The 20,895-nt window shown below is 68.2% G+C and carries 18 protein-coding genes and 2 pseudogenes; 10 read left to right on the top strand and 10 right to left on the bottom strand.

Annotation, left to right across the window (positions count from 1 at the left end; genetic code table 11):
* Positions 1-142 precede the first annotated feature (142 nt).
* From NBX02_RS01545 to NBX02_RS01525, 5 genes are all read left to right on the top strand, one after another.
* Positions 143-1,444, top strand: a complete 1,302-nt coding sequence (locus NBX02_RS01545; RefSeq protein WP_250289661.1) for a YcaO-like family protein — start codon at positions 143-145, stop codon at positions 1,442-1,444.
* Positions 1,445-1,583: 139 nt separating this feature from the next.
* Positions 1,584-2,711, top strand: a complete 1,128-nt coding sequence (locus NBX02_RS01540; RefSeq protein WP_250289659.1) for an iron ABC transporter permease — start codon at positions 1,584-1,586, stop codon at positions 2,709-2,711.
* Positions 2,708-3,610, top strand: a complete 903-nt coding sequence (locus NBX02_RS01535) for an ABC transporter ATP-binding protein (protein WP_250280987.1) — start codon at positions 2,708-2,710, stop codon at positions 3,608-3,610. Before NBX02_RS01540 ends, NBX02_RS01535 begins: the two co-directional genes overlap by 4 nt.
* Positions 3,607-4,617: an ABC transporter substrate-binding protein gene (locus tag NBX02_RS01530; RefSeq protein ID WP_250289657.1), complete on the top strand. Its 1,011-nt coding sequence runs from the start codon at positions 3,607-3,609 to the stop codon at positions 4,615-4,617. The genes NBX02_RS01535 and NBX02_RS01530 overlap by 4 nt, the downstream gene beginning before the upstream one ends.
* Positions 4,614-5,975, top strand: coding sequence for an MFS transporter (locus NBX02_RS01525; RefSeq protein WP_250280989.1), 1,362 nt, complete (start codon positions 4,614-4,616; stop codon positions 5,973-5,975). Before NBX02_RS01530 ends, NBX02_RS01525 begins: the two co-directional genes overlap by 4 nt.
* Before the next feature lie 136 nt (positions 5,976-6,111).
* On the opposite strand, the gene NBX02_RS01520 is transcribed toward NBX02_RS01525, so the two are convergent.
* Complete coding sequence (locus NBX02_RS01520) at positions 6,112-6,957, bottom strand: hypothetical protein (protein WP_250280990.1); 846 nt, start codon at positions 6,955-6,957, stop codon at positions 6,112-6,114.
* Between the two features lie 1,036 nt (positions 6,958-7,993).
* Between NBX02_RS01520 and NBX02_RS01515 the strand changes: the two genes are divergently transcribed.
* Both NBX02_RS01515 and NBX02_RS01510 read left to right on the top strand, forming a co-directional pair.
* Positions 7,994-8,200: a hypothetical protein gene (locus NBX02_RS01515; protein WP_250289656.1), complete on the top strand. Its 207-nt coding sequence runs from the start codon at positions 7,994-7,996 to the stop codon at positions 8,198-8,200.
* Complete coding sequence (locus tag NBX02_RS01510) at positions 8,200-8,424, top strand: type II toxin-antitoxin system HicA family toxin (protein WP_250280994.1); 225 nt, start codon at positions 8,200-8,202, stop codon at positions 8,422-8,424. Before NBX02_RS01515 ends, NBX02_RS01510 begins: the two co-directional genes overlap by 1 nt.
* A gap of 258 nt (positions 8,425-8,682) precedes the next feature.
* Here the strand turns inward: NBX02_RS01510 and NBX02_RS01505 are convergent.
* A pseudogene (locus tag NBX02_RS01505) lies at positions 8,683-8,781 on the bottom strand (transposase); the annotation flags it as partial.
* Between the two features lie 564 nt (positions 8,782-9,345).
* On the opposite strand from NBX02_RS01505, the gene NBX02_RS01500 reads away from it, so the two are divergent.
* Positions 9,346-10,416, top strand: a complete 1,071-nt coding sequence (locus NBX02_RS01500) for a hypothetical protein (protein WP_250280996.1) — start codon at positions 9,346-9,348, stop codon at positions 10,414-10,416.
* A gap of 662 nt (positions 10,417-11,078) precedes the next feature.
* On the opposite strand, the gene NBX02_RS01495 is transcribed toward NBX02_RS01500, so the two are convergent.
* A complete protein-coding gene (locus NBX02_RS01495; RefSeq protein WP_250289654.1) occupies positions 11,079-11,669 on the bottom strand; it encodes a hypothetical protein in 591 nt (196 codons plus the stop codon).
* Between the two features lie 156 nt (positions 11,670-11,825).
* Here NBX02_RS01495 and NBX02_RS22840 point away from each other — a divergent pair, with 156 nt between their 5' ends.
* A complete protein-coding gene (locus tag NBX02_RS22840; protein WP_445548202.1) occupies positions 11,826-14,372 on the top strand; it encodes a beta-propeller fold lactonase family protein in 2,547 nt (848 codons plus the stop codon).
* Between the two features lie 180 nt (positions 14,373-14,552).
* Here the strand turns inward: NBX02_RS22840 and NBX02_RS01485 are convergent.
* The 5 genes and pseudogenes from NBX02_RS01485 to NBX02_RS01465 form a co-directional block, all read right to left on the bottom strand.
* Positions 14,553-14,660: pseudogene (locus NBX02_RS01485) on the bottom strand (IS6 family transposase); the annotation flags it as partial.
* An 82-nt stretch (positions 14,661-14,742) separates the two neighbouring features.
* Positions 14,743-15,030, bottom strand: coding sequence for an antibiotic biosynthesis monooxygenase family protein (locus NBX02_RS01480; RefSeq protein ID WP_250280997.1), 288 nt, complete (start codon positions 15,028-15,030; stop codon positions 14,743-14,745).
* 376 nt (positions 15,031-15,406) lie between these two features.
* Entirely contained in the window at positions 15,407-15,715 is a 309-nt protein-coding gene (locus NBX02_RS01475) for a hypothetical protein (RefSeq protein ID WP_250280998.1), read from the bottom strand.
* A gap of 52 nt (positions 15,716-15,767) precedes the next feature.
* Positions 15,768-16,205: a PIN domain-containing protein gene (locus NBX02_RS01470; RefSeq protein ID WP_250281001.1), complete on the bottom strand. Its 438-nt coding sequence runs from the start codon at positions 16,203-16,205 to the stop codon at positions 15,768-15,770.
* Positions 16,202-17,092, bottom strand: a complete 891-nt coding sequence (locus tag NBX02_RS01465; protein WP_250281003.1) for a hypothetical protein — start codon at positions 17,090-17,092, stop codon at positions 16,202-16,204. The genes NBX02_RS01470 and NBX02_RS01465 overlap by 4 nt, the downstream gene beginning before the upstream one ends.
* Positions 17,093-17,518: 426 nt before the next feature.
* Here NBX02_RS01465 and NBX02_RS01460 point away from each other — a divergent pair, with 426 nt between their 5' ends.
* Positions 17,519-18,130 carry a TMEM175 family protein gene (locus NBX02_RS01460; protein WP_250281004.1) on the top strand — a complete coding sequence of 204 codons (612 nt, stop codon included), beginning with the start codon at positions 17,519-17,521 and terminating at the stop codon, positions 18,128-18,130.
* 48 nt (positions 18,131-18,178) lie between these two features.
* On the opposite strand, the gene NBX02_RS01455 is transcribed toward NBX02_RS01460, so the two are convergent.
* Entirely contained in the window at positions 18,179-18,580 is a 402-nt protein-coding gene (locus NBX02_RS01455) for a PPOX class F420-dependent oxidoreductase (RefSeq protein ID WP_445548201.1), read from the bottom strand.
* Positions 18,581-18,843: 263 nt separating this feature from the next.
* The gene (gene mqo / locus NBX02_RS01450) at positions 18,844-20,388 is read right to left on the bottom strand and encodes a malate dehydrogenase (quinone) (RefSeq protein ID WP_250281008.1); all 1,545 of its coding nucleotides are present in this window, start codon (positions 20,386-20,388) and stop codon (positions 18,844-18,846) included.
* Between the last annotated feature and the right edge of the window lie 507 nt (positions 20,389-20,895).

Here is a 20,895-nt window from a genome sequence, read left to right as displayed (position 1 = left end):
AAGTGGCGAAACGGCGAGAAATGACGAAACGACGAGACAGCGAGAGATGGCGACGGAAATGAGCACCGCTACGGGGGCCGTTCCTGACGCGACAACGGACGGTGTCCCTTATCCCCGGCTCGTCGACGGAAGAACCGGAATCGTGCGTCGCCTGGTGCCACGCGCCGTGCCGTCGTGGTTTCCCCCGTCGTTCGCACTGACCCACGCATGGTTGTGTGACACGACCCGGTTCGGGCCGTGGCCGGCGGACGCCACCGGCGCGGGGTACGGTTTCGCCGACCCACGGCGCACCGTCGCGGCGGCGCTGGGCGAGGCCGCTGAGCGGTACTGCGGCAACCTCGTTCCACCTGGGCTGATCAGCGCCAGCCACGCCGAACTGGCCGACGCGGGGGTCGACGCCGTCGATCCGGGCAGTCTCGCGCTCTATGCGCGGGCGCAGTACGAGACCCCGGGATTCCCCCTGGTCCCGATGACCACGGACCTCGTCCAGCAGTGGGCTCACGGTCGCGACCTGCGTACCGGTGCCCCGGTTCTCGTTCCCGCCTCGCTGGTCTGGGTCTCGTGGAACGCGCCGTCGGCCGGCAACCAGGTGCCCCGGACCAACCCGGTCATGCAGGCCGGTCTCGCCGCGGGCGCCGACCGGCTGTCGGCCGAGACCGGGGCGTTGCTGGAAGTGATCGAACGCGACGCCATGACGCTGTCCTGGTACGGCGGGCGTGGGCTACGCCAGGCCGTCCCACCCCGATGGCTACGTGACTTCTGCCAGGGCCCGCGGGGTGTCCTCGACGTGCGTTTCCTCGTCTTCGACGACGAGTTCTCCGAGCCGGTCATCGGCGCGCTCGTCGCGGACAGGCACACCGGCTACCTCACGCTCGGCATGGGAGTGCACCACGATCCCCTCGACGCGGCGATGAAGGCATACGGCGAAGCGTTGCAGCTGCAGTTGTTCGTCGCGGACTACGACGACCCGACCGGTTCCTACGCCCGGATGGCGACCAGCCCGACCAGCCCGCTCAAAGCGTGGCGGGCCGACCGTGCCTACCGGAAGTCCTATCGCCGGGACCTCTCCGACGTCGTCGACTACGGCTGCCATCTTCAACTGCACCTCGACCCGGCCGTGCGCGCGGAGTTCCACCGCGAGCTCGCGGACGCCGTCACCGGGGAGACCAGCCTGGCGGATCTCGCCCCGCCGGCCACGCCGACCCCGGACCGGCGGCTGTCGGTCCTCGTCGACCGGCTCGCCTCTCGCGGGCATCGGGCCGTGGCGGTGGACGTCACCACCGCGGACGTCCACCGCGCCGGGCTGCACGTCACCCGGGTGATCGTTCCCGGCCTGTACTGCAACGCCCCGATCGGGATGCCCCTCCTCGGCGGCCAGCGGCTACCCGCCGCCCGGTCCCTGCCCCGGACGGCATCCCTGCCGGCAACGCCCCTGCCGCACTGAGCGCCGATCGGACTCCGCCCAACTCCTCGAACTCCACCCGCGTGGACCAGCCGCTCTGCTCGACCGGCCCTGGCCTGCGAGGACTCCGACTCGCTGCCGCACGTCGGAGGTCCTCTCCTTGTGATCAAAATCGTTCTTGTTGGGAGAGGCTCTGTACGCCAACAGCGCGGTCGCCTCGTCGCCCGCACACCCAGCCCCCCGCGCGGCGGTCTCCGAACAGACCCGGTTCAGGCTCGTCCTCTCGGTCCTGATCGTCGCGACACCCCTGATCCTCGCGGTCGCGATCAGTGTGGGCGCGGTCCGGCTTCCGCTGCGTGAGGTCTGGTCGAGCGTCGTCGCCCACGTCGTCGGGCCCGCCTTCGGTGTGGACAGCCGGCCCGGAGCCGACGACGAGATCATCTGGCAGGTTCGCACCCCGCGGGTCCTGCTCGCCTTCGTCGTCGGTGCGGGACTCGCGGTCGCCGGCGCCACGCTGCAGGTGGTCGTGCGCAACCCGCTGGCCGACCCCTACGTCCTCGGCGTCTCGTCGGGGGCGTCCCTCGGTGCCGCCGCGGTGCTCACGCTCGCCGGCGCCGGCGGATCCGGTGCCGCCGGCTGGCTGTCCACATTGGGCGTGTCCGGCGCCGCCTTCGCCGGCGCCGTCCTCACCCTGGGCGCGGTGCTCGTGCTGGGCCGGCGGGCGGGGCGTGTCGAACCGACCCGACTTCTGCTGGCCGGCGTCGCTCTCGGGTACCTGCTGCAGGCCGCGACCAGCTTCCTACAGCTGCGCGTGTCCAGTAATCAGCTCGCGCACCTCCTGTTCTGGCTGCTCGGGATGGTGTCCGGCGCCGACTGGCACAAGCTGGGCCCGCCCGCCGCCATCGTCACGGTGTGCACCTGCTGGCTCATCCTGCGCGGACGGACCCTCAACGCGCTGCTCCTCGGCGACGACATGGCCGCCTCCGCCGGGGTCGCGGTCAGCGCGCTGCGCACCGAGCTGCTCGTCATCGCCGCGCTGCTCACCGGAACCGTCATCGCGGTCGCCGGCGGGGTGCAGTTCGTCGGCCTGATCGCCCCGCACTGTGTCCGCCTGCTGGTGGGCGCCGACCACCGCCGACTGCTGCCGCTGACCGCCCTGCTCGGCGGCAACTTCCTCGTGCTGGCAGACCTCGCCGCGCGGACGGTGACCCAACCGCTCGAACTGCCGCTGACCATCGTCACCGCTGTCGCCGGCGTTCCGTTCTTCCTTGTCCTGCTGCGGCGCGGCAACCCCGGAGGCACCTCGTGACCGGACTGCGCATCGAACGCGTCGAGGTCCGTATCGACCGGGCCGCGATCGTGCGGGACCTGACCGTCGACTGCGCTCCCGGGACCTTCGTCGGGCTACTCGGACCGAACGGCAGCGGCAAGTCCACCGCGCTCAAGACCGTCTACCACGCCCTGCGACCGCATTCCGGAACGGTGCTGCTCGACGGCCGCGACCTGCACCGAGACCTGGGACCGCGGGCCGCCGCCCGACAGGTGGGCGCACTCGCGCAGGAACACGGTGGCGACGTCGCTCTGTCGGTGCGCGACGTGGTCAGCACCGGCCGCCTCCCGCACCAGAACGCCTGGAGCCCCACCTCCCCGGGCGACAAAAAGATCATCGACGAGGCGTTGCGCACCGTACGGATGGCCGAGAAGGCACAGCGACCGTTCACCTCGCTGTCCGGCGGGGAGAAGCAACGGGTCCTGCTGGCCCGGGCACTGGCCCAGCAGCCCCGCCTGCTCGTGCTCGACGAACCCACCAATCACCTCGACATCGGGTCGCGGCTCGACCTGCTCGACCTGATTCACTCGCTGGGGATCACCGTCCTCGCCGCACTGCACGACCTCGACCTCGCCGCCGCGTACTGCGACGTGGTCCACGTCATGGCCGATGGCCGGGTCGTCGCCGCGGGCACCCCCACCGAAGTCCTCACTCCCGACCTGCTGCGCACGGTCTTCGGGGTGCACGCCCACCGCGGAACCCATCCGCTCACCGGACGGCCGCACTTCGCGTTCACCTCGCTGACCGGTGGCCAACCGCCACCGCCCGCCACCCGGCAGCCGCTCGTCCAGCAGCCGCTGCCACCACCACGGGAGCCGTCCACCCCGCCAGCACCGGCACCTGACAGCGCGACCTTCTCCCTGGAAGGAACCATATGATCACCCGCCGCGCCCCGAGAACGGCGCTCGCGTTCGGTCTGGCCCTCCTGGCCACCGCCATGGCATCCACCGCCTGTGGCGACTCCTCCGCGCCGTCCTCGACGCCGGCTGGACAGCAGCCCGGTGCCGTCGGCAGCCAGGCCGGCTATCCGGTCAGCGTGAACAACTGCGGACGCACCCTGCGGTTCGACCGGGCGCCCACCAGGGTCATCTCCGGGTGGCCCACCAACACCGATCTTCTCGCGGCGCTCGGACTCGGGGAGAAGATCGTGGGCCAGTACAACACCAGCAACGGCAGCCCCGAGCCCGCCTACGCCGCGGCTGTCACCGCCATCCCCGTCCTCAGCGAGAGCGCGCCGACACGGGAACAACTCCTCGCCGCGCGTCCCGACCTGATCTGGGCGGACGGCTCGTACCTCTTCGACGGCCAGCAGCTGCCCACCCTCGACGACCTCACCGCCCGAGGAACCCCGGTCCTGATCCTCAGCGGCTTCTGCACCGACGACGCGACCAGGGCGAAGGTCACCGACGTCACCACCGACCTGAACACCCTGGGCCGCATCTTCGGCGTGGAGGAGAAGGCGGCCCAGCTGAGCTCCGACATCGACACCCGCCTCGCCGCGGTGACGGCGAAAGTCGACGGCCAGCCACCCGTACCCGTCGCGATGATCAGCACCTACAACGGCTCGATCTACACCTACGACGGCGTCTACACCGACATCGCCCGGCGCGCCGGTGCCCGCAACATCTACGCCGGTGCACTCCCCGCGGGCCAGTACTACGGCGAGCTGTCGAAGGAAACCATCATCAAGGACGACCCGGCCACACTCGTGTACCTGCTCAGCGGCGGCGAGAGCCAGACCGACGCCCGGACCTTCCTCGCCAGGACACTGCCTACGGTCACCGCCGTCCGCACCAGCACCATCGTCTTTCTCCCGCAGTGGAACTCGACGAACCTCGCCGGCGTCCAAGGCGTCGAAGCCCTGGCCGCGGCCCTGCACCCATGACCACACCCCCCAGCCCGGAGCAGCCGGCGACCGCCCTCGACGCCGACCAGGTTCTCGCCGACCAGGCCCTCGACCGATCCGGGTATCGGCGCTTCCTGACCGCACGGGCGGTCTCCTGGGCCGGATCGGCCGTCAGCCTCGTCGCGCTGCCGCTGCTGATCTACCAACGCAGCGGCAGCGCCGCCCTCACCGGGCTGCTGACCGCCTTCGAAGCCGTCCCCTACCTGCTGCTCGGGCTACCCGCCGGAGCATGGGCCGACCGCCTCGATCCCCGCCGCGTGCTTGTCGCATCGAACCTGGCCAGCTGCCTTCTCCTAGCCAGCATCCCGCTGACAGACGCGATCGACGTACTCACCACCACGCAGCTGCTGATCGTCGCGGCGGGCAACGCCGCAGCTCTGACCTTCTCCGACGCGGCCGGCTTCCGAGCGCTGGCCGCGCTGGTCCCCCCTGGCGCGATGGGGCAGGCCACCGGACGGATGAGCTCCGTCAGCACGGTGATCGCCCTCGCCGGGCCCGCGGCGGGCGGCCTGCTCGCCGCCACCGTCGGCGCCGGCCCCGCCCTCTCCGTCGACGCCGCCAGTTTCGCCGCCTCCGCACTGCTGATGGCCCGGCTTCCCCCGCCCTCACCGACAGTGCGGCCAGTCCGGCGGTCGCTGCGCGCCGACATCGGCGAAGGCCTGCGGTGGGTGTGGGAGCACCGGCTCGTCCGCACCCTGACACTTATCGGCCTCGGTAACAGCCTGACCGCGGGCTTCATCACCGGCCTGATCGTCGTCGTCGCGGTCCGCCGGCTCGGGCTCCCCGACGACGACGGGCGGATCGGACTGCTCTACGCCGCCGCTGGCGCCGGCAGCCTGACAGGCAGCCTGCTGATCGCGCCGCTGCAGCGGCGCTTTCCGGTCGGCTGGCTGACCCTCGGTGGCCTGGCCGCCGGCCTGGTCTTCCTCGGCTGCTGGGCGGTGAGTACCACTCTGATCCCGGGCGCGCTGGCACTGCTCGCCTGGCAGGCGGCCAACACCACCGTCAGCCTCAACGGCATCGTCGTACGCCAGACCATCGCACCCATCGAGCTCCAGGCAAGGGTCAACACCACCGCCAGGATCATCGCCTGGGGCGGCCAGCCCATCGGCGCAGCGGCCGGCGGGCTCACCGCCCAACACACCGGACTCGGCCACGCCCTCACCCTCGCCGGAAGCGGACTCGCGATCTCTCTCGCGGCGGGCTCATTCACCCGGCTGCGGGCCCCGCACCGCCTGGCCGCCCTTGCCGTCGCGGCAACGGCCAGTCGCACACTGGTGTCCACAGGACAGGCGGGAACCTCGCATTCAGCGAAACCAGGGCTCGCGAAACCCTGAACGCCGAGCCCTGTCAGACGGCGCGAACGATCTCGCCGAGCGCAGCTGACGGACGCCGGTGGGGGCCATCGTCGACGCGCATTTTAACGGGCGGTGGGTAGCTGGACCGTATCCGTCCAGCTACCCACCGCCCCTGTCATGGTTCCGAGACTCCGTTGCCTTCACCGCTGGGAATGTCGGTATCGGCTCCATTATCGAGGCGGGCGTGGGTGTCGGTTCGGAGTTGCGTGACGATGTTGCGAGCGGTAGGCGCGCCGACGTGGAGGTGTTTGCGGAGTGTTTCAGCAGAGATCGGGCGGTGGTGGGTCTCCCAATGGAGTGCGTCCTCGGCGCGTGCACGGTGCAGCAGGTCCTGTTCGGAGGCTCTCCTGCGGTGTCCGCGAGACGACGGCTGGTCCATTTTCTGCTGGTGTGGAATGCATGGCGACGCCAGATCGCGCTGGTCGGTGGTGGGTAGTTTCTTTCCGGTGTGGAAACCTGGGCCAAGGTTCGTCGGAAATGACGTCTGTGTGGTGCCGGTGCCGGTGCCGGTGCCTTGCATTGCTTGGATGAGTTTTGGTCCGACTTCTGCCCATCCGATAAGGAGGAGCGGGCCGACTGCGTCGAAGGCAGCTTTGCCGTACTGGCGTGTGATCAGTGGTTCGGCGATGTTCAGCGCCAAGGTGACGATGCTGGCGAAGATGAGCAGGCGTCGTGCGGATCGTTGTACGTCGGCGGGTCCGCCGTGCAGGGCGAGGTGGCGGGTGCCGAGGAGGAGTCCGACGACAGAGAGATCGACGGCGGGTGCGACGAGGGGGGCGACCCAGAGGGAGACGCCGAGTCGGAGTCCGAGCGCGAAGATGTTGCCGAAGCTGAACAGGAACGTCAGTCCGACGACCGTCACGATCACAGTTGTAACGATCTTCACGGGAGTGGCGGCGGATCCCCCGCTTCGGGGGGAAATCGGCGTCGATGCGGCGGCTTCTGCCGCGTCGGCGCTCATCAGAGATCACGCACGGCCGTGTTCGGCCGCCAGGCCGCGGGGGATCTCTCGGGTGGCGCTGCCTGGTTCGCACTGCCTGCTGCCGTAGTCGTTGCCACACATGGGTGCAGCGAAGTCTCGGCAGCGGCACCGCCGGCCCTCTCGGGGGCGGCGGATGTGTGGCAGTGCGTGTGGCAACGCGGGCCGCCAGAGGGGTACTCCAGCAGCCAGAAGTGCACGTCAGGGTACGTGTGCGGACATTCCTGGACGGTATGGACCGGCCTGAAAAGCGGAAGGTCGGCGGTTCGACCCCGCCCCTGCCCACCGCATCTGACCAGGCCTTTTGTCTCCATGTTGAGATCAATTAGAGCTACTTGAAGATTATTCTGTAGCAACGGGTGTAGCAACGACCGTGATGCTAGAGCGGCGGACGGTCAAGGTCGGATCGGGTCTGACCTGCGTGGTTCCCGCCGGGAGGCGTTCACCCCGCACGGTGGAGGATCGGGGCGCGCAGCTACGCCGCCTGGACGACTTCACCAGCGGCAGGGATCTTCATGAGCTGGTCGCGCGCGAACTCGCCGCCACGACGGCCGCGCTCGACAATGCCGCCAACGACGAGTGCCTCAAACGCCGACCGCAGACAGGCTGCGCGGCGCTTCTACCTCGACGGTGCTGCGGCAGCGCCCGCTGCCGGCGCAGTCCGGTCGCGGCGAAGATCTGCACGTTGGCCTCGGCCCCGGGCGCGGGCAGCCGGATCTCGTTGGACAACGCCGGGCGGCCGGCGGAGAAGGCGATGTCGATCTTGAAGGTGGAAGCCGGGGGCGGCGCACGGTGTCGAGAACCTGGATGGCGAGCCCTCAGGCTGGATTCTCCCGGACGGGCACACGTGGGGCTGGCATCCCGGGCAGCTCTGCCAGTTCTGGCCAGGACATCCGGGCGCCCGGGCAGGGAGGGGAACGCCATGGTTGTGGAAACGTCCACGTGTCCGCCGCCAGGGCCATCCAGTGGAACACGCGGAGGCCGCAAACCTTGCGGCTGGCGGCGTACAGTCAGCGCCATGAAGCGGATGGTCCAGATTCCCTACGAGCTGGAGCAGGAGGAGGGCGGCACCTGGGCGGCCCATGCGTCGTTCCCCAGCGGTGGCGCGCACGGGCTCGGTGACACTCCCGAGGACGCTGTAGCGGATCTCTACGAGGCCGTCAGGCTGGTCATCGAGGAGTTCGGTGTCCCACCGGTCCTGACGATCGTGCAGGACGTCGCCTGATGCCTCCTCTTCCCGTGCTGCCTGGCGGGGATGTGGTCAAGGTCCCTGAGAAGCTCGGCTTCGAGGTGGTTCGTATCAAGGGAAGCCATCACATGATGCGGAACACCGAGGGTCGTTTCACGGTCGTACCTGTTCATCCGGGTCGTGACATCCCGGTCGGGACACTGCGTCGGATCGTTCGTGACACGGGGCTGTCGATCGAGGAGTTCGTCGCCGCTCTTTGACTCACGGCCCGTTAGCCGGAGGTGTAGCGGCGGGTGTAGCAATGTCGACGACCAAACAGGTACTTCGGCGGCGCTCCACGGACGGAAATGCACGGCTACGGACACTGGCGACACGGTCGATTCGGCCTGAAAAGCGGAAGGTCGGCGGTTCGACCCCGCTCCTGTCCACCACCCCCGACCTGCGGTTTCACTCCAAGAGTGAGATCTTTTTAAGATCATCATGCAGCAACGGGTGTAGCGACGAAAACTCGAGGCGATGGCGCGGCGACCGTCCTTCGGCTGCGGAGGTAGTAGCGGCTGTACGTAGGCCCACTCCGCGTCGGACATATCGGAGGGATAGCGCGGAGATCGGCCCATGTCCCGACCGTGGCCACCCCGGCCGCCCACCCAGCACCCACAACCGCAGACCAGCACCCCGCCACGACGTCGGGAAAACCGTCAAACGGGACCGGACCATCACCGCCCACCAGCAGCGAAAAGGCTAAAGATCAAGCTGAGCCGGAAGAGGATCTTGCGCTGCTCGGCAGCTGAAAGGGCGCGGAAGGGCAGCCGGGGACTGCCGCGTCTGCCGCGCCGGCACCCGAACCAGCTCGTGGGGAGCCTCCGCCGACCGCTCCACCAACCCCCTACGCGCCGCGCATACGCCCAGCTCCCCGGCGCGGAAGCCGCGTCCACGCCGCCACCGGAAAGGTGTGAAACGGATAATTCAGGACAATTTATCAGCGTTCCACAACTTCCTCGCTTCAGATCGGCGCAAGGGACCACAAGTTCCGCGTAGAAGCGGTCTATAGTCGCCGATAGCTCCGCATCTGCGGGTCTTGTGCAGCGTCGCACACCCTGCGTTACACGCGCAGAAGTTGTCACCCCCGGTGCGGACGGGCGCATCTGCTCGCATCGCGCACCCCTGACGCGAAGGTTGACGTGAGATCACATCTGTCCGTGCGTACGCGCACAGCGGGAACAGCACTGGTCCTGGGCGCCGCGCTGGCGGTGGCCTTCCCGGCCACGGCACACGCCAACACCGTGGGCGTCACGGTGAAGTCACCCGGGGCCACCAGCGGTCCTGCAAACCCTAACTCCGAGATCTCAACCCACGCGGACTGTAGTAGCGGCCTGATCTCCGGCGGTGGGATCAACCAGGCCACCGGCACCGGCAACGGCAACCATGTGATGGGCACCTCACCCAGTCCCGACGGCACCACCGAATACACCGGTTCCACCGGGGTTGTCGGCACCGACGTGACGCACTGGCTCGGGATCGGCGGAAGCGGCGGCCAGGCCGACAGTTCCTTCTCCACCACCCCCTTCGCGGTGTGCTTCACCAGCAACCTGATCAACCACACCCAGGTGGTCATGAACAAGACCAACGCACCCACCAGCGGGTCGACGGTGGGCCTGGTCACCGCGACCTATCCGGCGAACACGGTCCTGCTCGGCGGCGGGGCGCGCGCCACCCCGGCCAGTGTCGGCAACTTCAAGCCGATCGCCAGCTTCCCCACCTTCAACAACTCCGCACATGACTACGGCCAGAAAGCCGCGGCCGACGGCGAGACCAACCCGAACGCCTGGACCGCCGTCGGGTGGGCCAACGGCACCAACAGCACCAACGAGACCTACGCCTACGCGGTCTGCAGCGGAAACAACATCAACATCAGCGGCGTCACCGTCAAAGTCCACTTCAGCGAGGCGAGCGGCCCGACCACGGGGAGCACAGGCCAGAAGACGACAGTCAACTGCCCCAGCGGGGACGGGAAATTGATCAGCGGGGGCGCCGCCATCAGCGGAGGCAGCGTGACCACGACCGACTTCACCGGACCGGGCTCAGGCGGCGACCACCTCAACGGAAGTTTCCCCAGCGACTCGAGCGGCAACCCGGTCAGTGACGGAACCACCACGGCGGCGTACTGGACAGCCTTCACCCATACCGGGGGCACAAGCTCGCCGAACACCTACTCCGACGTCTGGGCGCTGTGCGCCAACGACGGCGTCTGAAGACACCTGTAACCCCGGTCCGCGGGCGGGCGCGGCACCGAGCATGGCCCGCCCGACGTTTCGTCACGTGACGAAACGCGGTTTCTGCAACACCCATAGCGGACAGGTGGTCCCGGTGCCGCGCGCCGGGACCACGAAACTGTACGGGTATACGGACGACGTGGTGAAGAAGATCGTGGGCAGGAAGCGCGGGGGCCCGCGGTGCTGGGCGACCCCACGATTCTGCGTGGACTGTGGAACGGACCTTCGGCCGGTTGATTTCCTATCGCCGCCGCGCGACTACAGAAACCCTGTCCACCGCTCCAAAGCAATGATCCACATTGTGGTGATCAATATCATGGCCCGCCGCCTTGCCGGCACATCAACCCCGACCTGGCAAGAAGCAGTTCGGGACCCTGGAACCCTCGTTCCGGGGAGCATAGCCAAGAGGGTGTCCGGTCTTGGGATTTTTGTTTGGTTCACGAATACGCTGCCAGAGGAGGCTGATCATCATACGCAATCGTCGTGTCTTTGCATGGTCTGTTTCGGTGCTAGGCGTTGTGCTGAGTATGCTGCTGGCCGGTTCCGCGGCAGCGGTGTCCTCGTCGAGCGCCTCTCCGAAAAAATCCTGTGGGAGCTCAGGCGTCCTCGACAAGAAGACATGCACCTACAGCACGGTCGGGTCAGACACCTTCACCGTGCCCAACGGCGCAAAATGGGTCGAGATCACGGTGGTCGGCGCCCAGGGCGGGCATTACTTTATTGCCGGGGACGCCAGTCATGGCGGCTCGCCGGTGGGTGATATCACCGGCCGTCCGGGTGGGGGCGGCAGCCAGGCGTACGGCGTGATAGCGGATCTGTCCGCAGGTCAGGTTCTGCAGGTCGATGTTGCCGGCAAGGGTACTGACGGCACGGCGGCGAGCCGGTCTGGCGGGAAGAACAACGGACCATCCGGAGGACAGGGCGCCGTGGGGGGCTTCGGCGGCTCCAACGGTGGTGTGGCAGGCGGTAAGGGGGACGCCGCCGGGGCTGATGGCGGGACCGCGAGCCTCAACGGTGGCAACGGCGCCGGTGGCGGCGGTTCCTCGGATGTACGGATCGCGGCTGGTGGCTGCGCGACGTTGACGTGCGGTCTGGCGGACCGGGTGCTGGTCGGTGCGGGCGGCGGCGGAGGCGGCGGCACTGGCGGCCAGGGCTACGCGCTGGGCGGTGCCGGCGGCGCCGGTGGCAGTACTGCCGGCGCGGCTGGTGGTGCCGTCGTCGATGGTGGCCACCCGGGGACTCCTGGGGGCGGTGGAACCCAGACCGCGGGTGGGGCCGGGGGGCTCAACGCCGGGCGGCACGCGACTCCGCCTCCACCCGATCCCAACGATCCGCGTTTCGGCGGTGATGGCACCGATGGCCGCTCTGGGTCAGGCGGCGCCGGGGGCGTGGGAAACCAGGCCTGCCTGGGTGTGCACACCCCGCCCTGCCGGAACCCCGATGATTCGGCTGCGGGCGGTGGCGCCGGTGGCGGCGGTGGTGGTGGGTACTTCGGTGGTGGCGGTGGCTCGGGAGGTGGCGGCCTCACGATCGGTGGCGGCGGGGCAGGCGCCGGTGGGGGCGGGGGAAGCTCCTTCGCCGCACCGACAGTGAGCTCTGTCGCCCTGACCGCCGGTGTCAACGCCGGCACCGTCAACAAGGGCGACGGCGAGGTCATCATCACGTGGGGTTCCTCGCAGGAGCCCAGGCCCACGAAGCCGTCCACGCCTCCGACACCGAGCCCGACACCGACACCGACACCGACACCGAGCCCGACACCGAGTCCGAACCCAACGCCGAGCCCTGCTCCGAAGCCGGCAGCGGCCACCGCCTATGTGATCAACAATTTCGGGAACACGGTCACCCCGATCGACGTGACGACCAATACGGCCGGTGCCCCGATCCGGGTAGGTGCAAGCCCCAGAGGGCTTACGGTCACACCTGATGGCAGGACCGTCTATGTGACGAACCGGGCTGACAACACGGTGACGCCGATCGATGTGGCCACCAGCACCCCTGGCGCCCCGATCCCGGTCGGTCAGTTCCCGTTCGGGGTCGCAGTGACTCCCGACGGCCGGACCGCTTACGTGGTGGACAACGCCAGCGATGACGTGACGCCGATCGATGTGGCCACCAGTACTCCCGGTGCCCGCATCCCGGTGGGGGACGACGCACACTACGTCGCGATCACCCCCGATGGCAGGACCGCCTACGTCACCAACGCCGCAAGCAACACGGTGACGCCGATCGATGTCGCCACCAACACCCCCGGCACACCGATCCCAGCCGGGAACAACCCGCAGGGAATTGTGATCACACCCGACGGCAGGACCGTGTACGTCACGGACAACGCCGACGCTGCCAGCGCCACCGTGACACCGATCGATGTGGCCACCAACACCCCTGGCAAACCGATTCAGGTCAGCGACCGCCCGGTCGGGATCTCGATCACGCCCGATGGCCGAACCGTGTACGTCACCAATGAGCGTGACGCCGTGGTGACGCCGATCGATGTGGCCACCAGCACCCCCGGCACTCCTATCTCCACCGGAGGCATCGAACCGTTCTACATCGCGGTCACGCCGGACGGCGTGGCCGCCTATGCGGTCAACCGCGACAGCGACACGGTGACGCCGATCGATGTGGCCAGCAACACCGCCGGCACCCCGATCCCCGTCGGTGACCGGCCGGTGGGGATCGCGATCAGCGCACCACCGAAGGCCGTACCGCCCCCGCCGGTGTGCGGGACGACCGGTGTGCTGTCCGGGACGACGACAATGACCTGCACCTATCACAACATCGGATCGGACACCTTCACGGTGCCCGCGGGAGTGAGCTCGGTCGAGGTCGTGGTGACCGGCGCCCAGGGCGGGCACTACTTCATCACTGGTGACGCGGCACACCCGTCCCCGGCAGGGGACATCACCGGGCGTCCCGGAGGTGGCGGTGGCCAGGCGTCCGGATCACTGACGGGGCTGAAGGGCAACCAGGTCCTGCAGGTGGACGTGGCGGGCAAGGGCGCCAACGGAACCGCGGCCTCGCGCTCGGGCGGAATGAGCAATGGCCCCTCCGGCGGATCGGGAGCACTCGGCGGGTTCGGTGGGTCCGACGCCGGCGTGTCAGGTGGGCCTGGTGATGGCTCCGGCGCGAACGGCGGGACAGCGTTCGACGGTGGTAACGGTTCCGGCGGCGGCGGTTCCTCCGACGTCCGCGTGGCCGCGGCAGGATGTGCCGCACGGAAGTGCGACCAGTCCACCCGGGTGCTGGTCGGTGCCGGCGGAGGCGGCGGCGGCGGCACCGGCGGGCAGGGCAACGCGCTCGGCGGAGCCGGGGGTGCCGGCGGCGGTGACGCCGGCACCGACGCTGGGTCGACCGTCGATGGTGGTAATGCCGGACTCCCGGGCAAGGGCGGCACCCAGACCACCGGAGGCGCCGGAGGACTGAACGCGTGCCGGCACGGCGCCGGGAATCCCCCGACCACCGATCCGCTGGCCGATCCGCGCTGCGGCGGAGACGGTACTGACGGCACGTCCGGTGCCGGCGGTGTCGGCGGTGCCGGGAACCTGCCCTGCAGCGGGGTGCACACCCCGCCCTGCCTGGACCCGACCGCCACCACGTCCGGTGGTGGCGCGGGCGGCGGCGCGGGCGGCGGCTACTTCGGTGGTGGCGGCGGCTCCGGTGGCGGCGGCACCTTCGGCGGCTACGGTGGCGCCGGCGGCGGGGGCGCGGGCGGGAGCTCGTTCGCCGCGTCGACCATCGGGAACCCCGTCCTGACCACCGGGGTCAACTCGGGCACGATCAACGACGGCAACGGTGAGGTCACGATCACCTGGACTCCTCCCGGTATCTCGGCTCCGGCTCCGATCTTGACCGCCACGCCGGCCCCGATCCCCACTCCGACCCCGATCCCGACCCCCACACTGGCACCCACGCCCACGCTGGCCCCGAAGCCCTAATGGGAGACGTATGACAAACCCTCAGAAGTAGCGCACGCAAGCAGAGCAGGACCCTGCGCTCGGCCGGTGATCGACTCAGTCACCGGCCGAGCCAGCGTTCGGCCCAGGCACATCAGGCGGGTCTGTTGGCGCTGTTGCGTTACGGGGATGCGGTGCACGCCAGGGCCCAGGCGATCGCGGTCAGACGGCCTGGGTGAGCTCGGTGAACACGGCCGAGAGCCGCAGCTGTGGGTCGACGTCGATCCCGAGGTCGTCGTGGCCGCGTCGGATGTTCTGGACCAGAGCGTGGTCGCGGTGGTCCCCGGGCCCACGCGTTCTGCGCGAACCACGCGACCTGAGCGTCTTGTCGTCGTCGGCGCCCGCCCGCCGTTCAGGTCAGCGAACGCACATCGGCGACGTCGTACTCGGCCACCAATGCGGCGAGTATCGCAGCGCTCTGTTCGTTGCTGGGGCCGCTGCCCCGGAATGCTTCGACAGCCGCTTGCGACTCCCAGCGCTCGAAGATGACGATGCGGCCGGAATCCACCAGATCCGCAGTGATAGAGAAGTCGAGGCAACCGGATGCGCGGCGGGCCTGTTCAACCACGTTCACACAGTCCACGAGGTAGGACTCGCGCTGTTGCGGATCGACGACGACATGCCCCGCGACGATCACCATCTGCTGCTCCTCTGCTGGTTCGAACCGGCTGTTGCAGAGTACGACCATCGACCGAGGCAGAACTCATCGGTTGACGTACGACGGACACGACGATCCTCGCCGGACAGAAACGATGATCATAGGCTTCGTAGCTGCTTGAACCACACCTGCTGGTCAGCTACTGTCCCATGTCGACGGCATCTGAGCTGGCGCGATGCGGTGGGTTATCTTTGCCGCTCCGGCGACACCCCCGGGAAAGCCAGCGCGGATCTGTTGCGTTCATTGTGGTGGGGTTCACTCGTCACCACCCCCATCCGATGGTCCTCGAAACGAGCCCCGCCGACCCATCCACCATCCAGCCACTCGACGCCAACACGATCATCCTATCGGGACGTCGCTACGACCGTTTGACCCCGCCCAGTTTCGAGGTAAACCTCCACCAGCCCTCGATCGGACTCACACAACCCCCGCCGGGGACGCACAGAGAGAAGTTCCAGGTCAACAGTCCTACTATGGCGACGATCAGTGCGATCCGTCCCGCGCGGCGATGGAGAACGCCGGCCATGGTCGGGGGGATCGCGGCGACCCACAGGCCGACTCCGGCCAGAAAAACGATCACCTCGCTCGGCCAGTACAGCAGTCGCAGACCGAGCCCACGAACCGCGGTCACCACGCGATAGTCGACCCAGAGCAGCGTGTACTCCACCGAGCGGACGATCACCACGCAGGCCCGGGGCTGCCGAGGAGGAGACGACGGATCAGTACGGAACGCCGGCTTCCAGATCCTCCGCCCTGACCACCGTCAGCTCGGGTACGCCGAGGAAATGTCGCCGGTTGCCGGTCAACAGCGGTGCCTGATAGAGGACCGCGCAAGCGGCTATCCACAGGTCGTTGGTGTGCGCGGGCTGGGCGAGTGGATGGCCGCGGCGGCGGGCCAGGTCGCGTAACTGCGCCCAGACCGCGGGAAGCTCCTTGTCGAACGGGATGAGCAGCAGGCGCTCAATTTTCTCCACAAGCGCGGTGGTCCGACGCTCACCCCATCCGCCGTGCCGCGCTCCATAGAGCAGCTCGGCGACCGAGACGAAGGTCAGTGCCTGCGTCTTGTTCCGCAGGACGGCCTCGTATCTCGCCGCCGTCGCCCGGCCCGCGGTGATTGCGGAGAAGACGTCGGTATCAAGAATGACGTAGTCACTCACCTCGGCGGCTGGTCCCCCCGTGCCGACATCGCCGCGGCGAGGAAATCCTCGTACTCCTCGTCGGTCAGCGGTTCCGACATGGCCAGCTCGGCGAGACTCCGCACTGGCTCTACCTCCTGCTCTCTGGCCATGTCGTCCAATGTGCGATGAGGGGAGCTGGGAAGGCGCTCCACCGCCCGCAGCGTGAACGCTCGGATCACGCCACCCGCTGTCGACTCGGCAAGCCCACGAGCACGGACCAGCGAATTCATTGCCGCGAGGACATCCTTCTTGAGCCCCTCGTCGAAGGTGCAGGAGACACTGCTGGTAACCGTGTCGATCCGGCAACGCAATGCGCCCCGTGCGAAGTCGCCCATCTGCAGCCGGCCCACGATCACTTGCTCGGTGATGCTGACAGCGCGCCGAGCGGCGCGGACCGAGGAATACAGCTGCGTGTCGAAGCGGATTGTCGTCCGCCCGCCGCGCTGGATCTCAACACCCGCAAGCGTGCCGTCCGCGACACCACCAGAGAGCTTCAACAGCCCGTCGAGGACGGGGGCGGTGAAGACCTCCGGCGTCGGTCGACCGTTGGCGATGGCGTCGAGCCCTGCTTCCAGCGTCTCCAGAGAATCGATCAGGAGATCGTCTCCCAACATCGGCTGGGTTATCCGACCGACGGTCAGAACCGCGGATCCGCTTGTCAGCGCCCTGACTTCCATGCCGACGGCCTCGACGACATGTTTCGGGCGACGGCCGGCAACGGGGGAGAGCCCACGCAGGCCAAGCGCGATCCGCTCCACGGTTGCCTGGAACTCACCGGCGAGCCGGGCCAACTCGGCCAGCGGCAGGCGACCCCCGGTGGTCGCCGAGCCCGAGGCACGGATGGTCAGCAGCGTGTTCTCGGCCATCCCCTCGCCTCCGCCCCGCGTAGGCGTCCGCCTGGGCGCCCCTCTGCCACCGTTAGATCACTCACAGTGGAGCCACCACCGAAGGTAGCCAAAACAATCGTAGTCGCCAGCGCGAACCTCGGGGGCATAACGGGCCGAAACGAGCGTGTCAAGGCTGGTCAGCACAGGGCGCCCTGGCCGGATGACGCCCTTGAGCGCGATGACATCGGACGCGGTGCGCGGGCTGGTCAATCGTAGATCAGCAACGAGCACGATCCGGATGGCGCCTGGGTACTCATCCGTGCCCGGCGGCGCCCGGCGTGGTCATGCCTGCGTTGAGGACGGCGGCCAGGATGGGATGATGGGCGCCGTGTGGAGGGATGTTCGTGGTGTGCGGCCGCCGGCGTGCCGGGCTGCCGGTCATGGGCGCGATCGGGCGGCCGTCGCGTGAGAACGAGCCGGCTGGAAGCGTTTAGCGACGCTGTCCTGGCCATCATCATAACGATCATGGTGCTGGAGCTGAAGGTTCCAGAAGGGCACGATCTGGCGGCGCTGCGGCACACCACCGGGACCTCGTTGCTCACCTACCTGCTCAGCTTCGTCTATGTCGGCATCTACTGGAACAACCACCACCACACCTTCCAACTGGTCCAGCGCAGCACCGGCGGCGTGCTCTGGGCGAACCTGGGCCTGCTGTTCTTCCTTTCCCTGTTTCCATTCACCACCGCGTGGATGGACGACAGCGAATTCGCCCGCACGCCCGTGGTCCTCTACGGGGTGAACCTGCTCGCGGCCGCGATCGCCTACTTCGTGCTACAAACTGTGATCATTCGGAACGAGGGCGCGGGCTCCCCGCTGCGGCAGGCTGTCGGACGGGACCTCAAGGGCAAGGCATCCGTGATCCTCTATCTCGCCGGCATCGTGAGCGCGCTGCTCACCGGCCACGGGCGCATCGGCATCCGGATCGCGCTCGGCTTCTTCGTCGCCGTCGCCATCCTGTGGCTGATCCCCGACCGCCGCATCGACCGCATCATCCGCGACCAGGGCCTCCCCGACTGAGCACGCGGCCGCGGGCAGCCGCCGTCAGCGATGGCGTGGAGATAATCGTTATTCCGAGGTGGCCGGCGTGATGATGACGGCGACGTCGCCGTACGGCAGTTTCGCCCGGCCGAGACGGCTGAGCGTGTTGAACAGCCTTGACACCGAGACCATCACACCGTATTTCGCGCGGACCTTGCGCTGGACCTCGTCAAAGCCGTCGCCGGAGGTCGCCAACTCGGCGGTCCCCTCGACAGGCGACGAATCGGCCCGGACGCGCCCGCGTGCGTCCGACGGCTGCAGCACGATCCTGGGGCTGTTCCGGAGCCGCTTGTACTTACCGGACACCGACGACGTGTTGAATCCGACCCGGCCCCCGTCAAGCGGAACGATCCACGTGGGCGTGGACACGGCGACACCGGTCTTACGGAAAGTCGTCACAGCAACATACTTCGCATCGCCCAACGCCATGCCGTCAGTCTAGGACCCGGCCCGGGATGCCGGGACCCGGAGCCGGGATGCCGGGATGCCGGGATGCCGGGAAAACCAGCTACCGGGGCCACCCGTTTCCCGCGCGGCCACGCGACGGCCGGCCCGGACAGAACGGTGCTGTCCGGGCCTCGTCGAAGTCCGTCCCAGGCCGGGTGCGGACGGCCGCGCCCACCCCCGCGAGCGGACCGCACCCACCGAGCGAGCATCGTCGTCCGGCGACATCCGGTTCATCCGGCGGCCGGTCAGTCCACCGGATCGGCGGATCGCCGCGAAAGGGGCCGAGAAATTTCGGTGAGGTGCAGGGTCTTCGCGGTCGCGGCCATCGTCTGGGCCGCGAGCTCGGTATTGTCCGAGAGCCGCTGACCGAACGTGGGGATCATTTCGTTCAGCATGGGCCGCCAGACGTCATAACGCTCTGGAAAGCACCGCTGGAGAAGATCAAGCATGATCGGTACAGCGGTGGACGCTCCGGGTGAGGCACCGAGAACTCCGGCGATGGAGCCGTCTGCGGACGCGACGACCTCGGTGCCGAACTGGAGGATCCCCCCCTTCTCGGGATCCTTCTTCACGATCTGTGCCCGCTGCCCGGCCGTGATGATCCGCCAGTCCTTGGCCAGTGCGCCGGGAACGAACTTCGCGAGCTCGGCAATCTTCTTCTTCCGGGTCGCTCGCAGCGCGTTCACCAGCAGGGCGACAAGGGCGATGTTGTCCCTCGCCATGGCAAGCAGCGGGAGGACGTTGTGCCAACGGATGGACGACGGCATGTCAAGGACGGAGCCGTGCTTGAGGAACTTCGGACTCGAGCCGGCGTACGGGCCGAACAGGATCGACTTCTTGCCGTCGACGATCCTGGTGTCCAGGTGCGGCATGGACATCGGCGGCGCGCCGATCGGCGCCTTGCCGTACACCTTCGCGTGGTGCCGGGCGACGACGGCCGGATTGTCGGTACGGAGAAACTGCCCGCTGATGGGCAGCAGGGCGAAACCGTAGGCCTCGGGTATCCGTGATTTCTGCAGGATCTTCAGCGCCCACCCACCCGCGCCGACGAACACGAATCGCGCGGAGACCTCCTTGGTCTTCCCGGTCGTGTTGTTGTGGATGCGCAGCCGCCACCGGCCGTCCGGCTTCCGCGTCAGCGCCCTGATCTCCTGGTTGAGGTGGATACCGACGCCAGAGGCCTCAAGCGTCCGGAAGAGCTGCCGGCTCAGGGAACCGAAGTCCACGTCGGTCCCGGAGATGTCACGGGTCGCGGCTATCTGCTCGCCGGGTTTGCGCTGCTCGATCAGCAGCGGAGCCCACCGCTGGATCACGGCGGGATCGTCGCTGAACTCCATGGCGGAGAACAGCGGCTCGGTACGCAGCGCCTCGTATCTCCTGCGCAGGAAGTCGACATCGGTCGCCCCCTGCACGAAGGTCATGTGCGGCGTCGAGTTGATGAAGGTCTCCGGCTCGGAAAATGTTCCGTCCTCCACCAGATACGACCAGAACTGCCGGCTCACCTGGAACTGTTCGTTGATCCCGACGGCCTTCCGCACGTCGATGGTGCCGTCCGGGAGCTCACTGGTGTAGTTCAGTTCGCACAGGGCGGCGTGACCGGTACCCGCGTTGTTCCACGGATCCGAACTCTCCTCGGCGACCCTGGGCAATCGCTCGTACACGTCGATCGACCAGTCCGGCTGGAGTCTGCGCAGCAGAGTACCGAGGGTGGCACTCATGATTCCCGCGCCGATGAGGACGACGTCGGCGGACTCACGGGCCCTGTTCGTGTCGGGCGACTGCGGATTCATGTGGCTCACTGCCTTCTTTCACGATTCTCGCACCTGACACAATTCCATCGTACGGTCCGCATATACGCACGTATGATTGGAGCGGTGAGTCGTGAATCACGGGACGGAAAGAGCGCACCGGCGCTGGACCCGCCGTCTGCTATGGGAGCCAGCCGGCACCGCGAACTCCCGGATGCCCTGTGAGCTGGGAGGACGTCGCCACTAATGAATCATCGAGGCGGGCCGGTCGACGTTTGCGAAATGGAATTTTTACACACTTCTAACCTGTCGTCCACGAGCGACTTCCGGTCGATTTGACGAACTCCCGGTAAATCGCCTCGGTAAATAGGGAGGAATACCCGTCCCGCCGGGCAGAAAATACCCTGGCGACCAGGAGGAAAGGCAGCCCGGCCAGGGCCCGGCCGAGGCCCGGCGCGGGGGGCTCCCGGCCCGCGGGAGGCTCTGCGCCCGCCCGCCGGACACTCCGGCGCGCCCGGGAGCGGCCCGCCCCGACAGGCGACAGGGGAC

The sequence above is a fragment of the Protofrankia sp. CiP1_Cm_nod1 genome, assembly GCF_920888515.1.
Lineage (GTDB): Bacteria > Actinomycetota > Actinomycetes > Frankiales > Frankiaceae > Protofrankia.
This window is presented reverse-complemented; position numbering and strand designations above follow the sequence as displayed.

Bases quoted from the DNA above. Each gene is read 5' to 3' on its own strand.
- NBX02_RS01530 (WP_250289657.1), top strand. From the start codon at position 3,607: ATGATCACCCGCCGCGCCCCGAGAACGGCGCTCGCGTTCGGTCTGGCC.
- NBX02_RS01525 (WP_250280989.1), top strand. From the start codon at position 4,614: ATGACCACACCCCCCAGCCCGGAGCAGCCGGCGACCGCCCTCGACGCC.
- NBX02_RS01520 (WP_250280990.1), bottom strand. From the start codon at position 6,957: ATGAGCGCCGACGCGGCAGAAGCCGCCGCATCGACGCCGATTTCCCCC.
- NBX02_RS01515 (WP_250289656.1), top strand. From the start codon at position 7,994: ATGAAGCGGATGGTCCAGATTCCCTACGAGCTGGAGCAGGAGGAGGGC.
- NBX02_RS01510 (WP_250280994.1), top strand. From the start codon at position 8,200: ATGCCTCCTCTTCCCGTGCTGCCTGGCGGGGATGTGGTCAAGGTCCCT.
- NBX02_RS01480 (WP_250280997.1), bottom strand. From the start codon at position 15,030: ATGGTGATCGTCGCGGGGCATGTCGTCGTCGATCCGCAACAGCGCGAG.
- NBX02_RS01465 (WP_250281003.1), bottom strand. From the start codon at position 17,092: ATGGCCGAGAACACGCTGCTGACCATCCGTGCCTCGGGCTCGGCGACC.
- NBX02_RS01455 (WP_445548201.1), bottom strand. From the start codon at position 18,580: ATGGCGTTGGGCGATGCGAAGTATGTTGCTGTGACGACTTTCCGTAAG.
- mqo (WP_250281008.1), bottom strand. From the start codon at position 20,388: ATGAATCCGCAGTCGCCCGACACGAACAGGGCCCGTGAGTCCGCCGAC.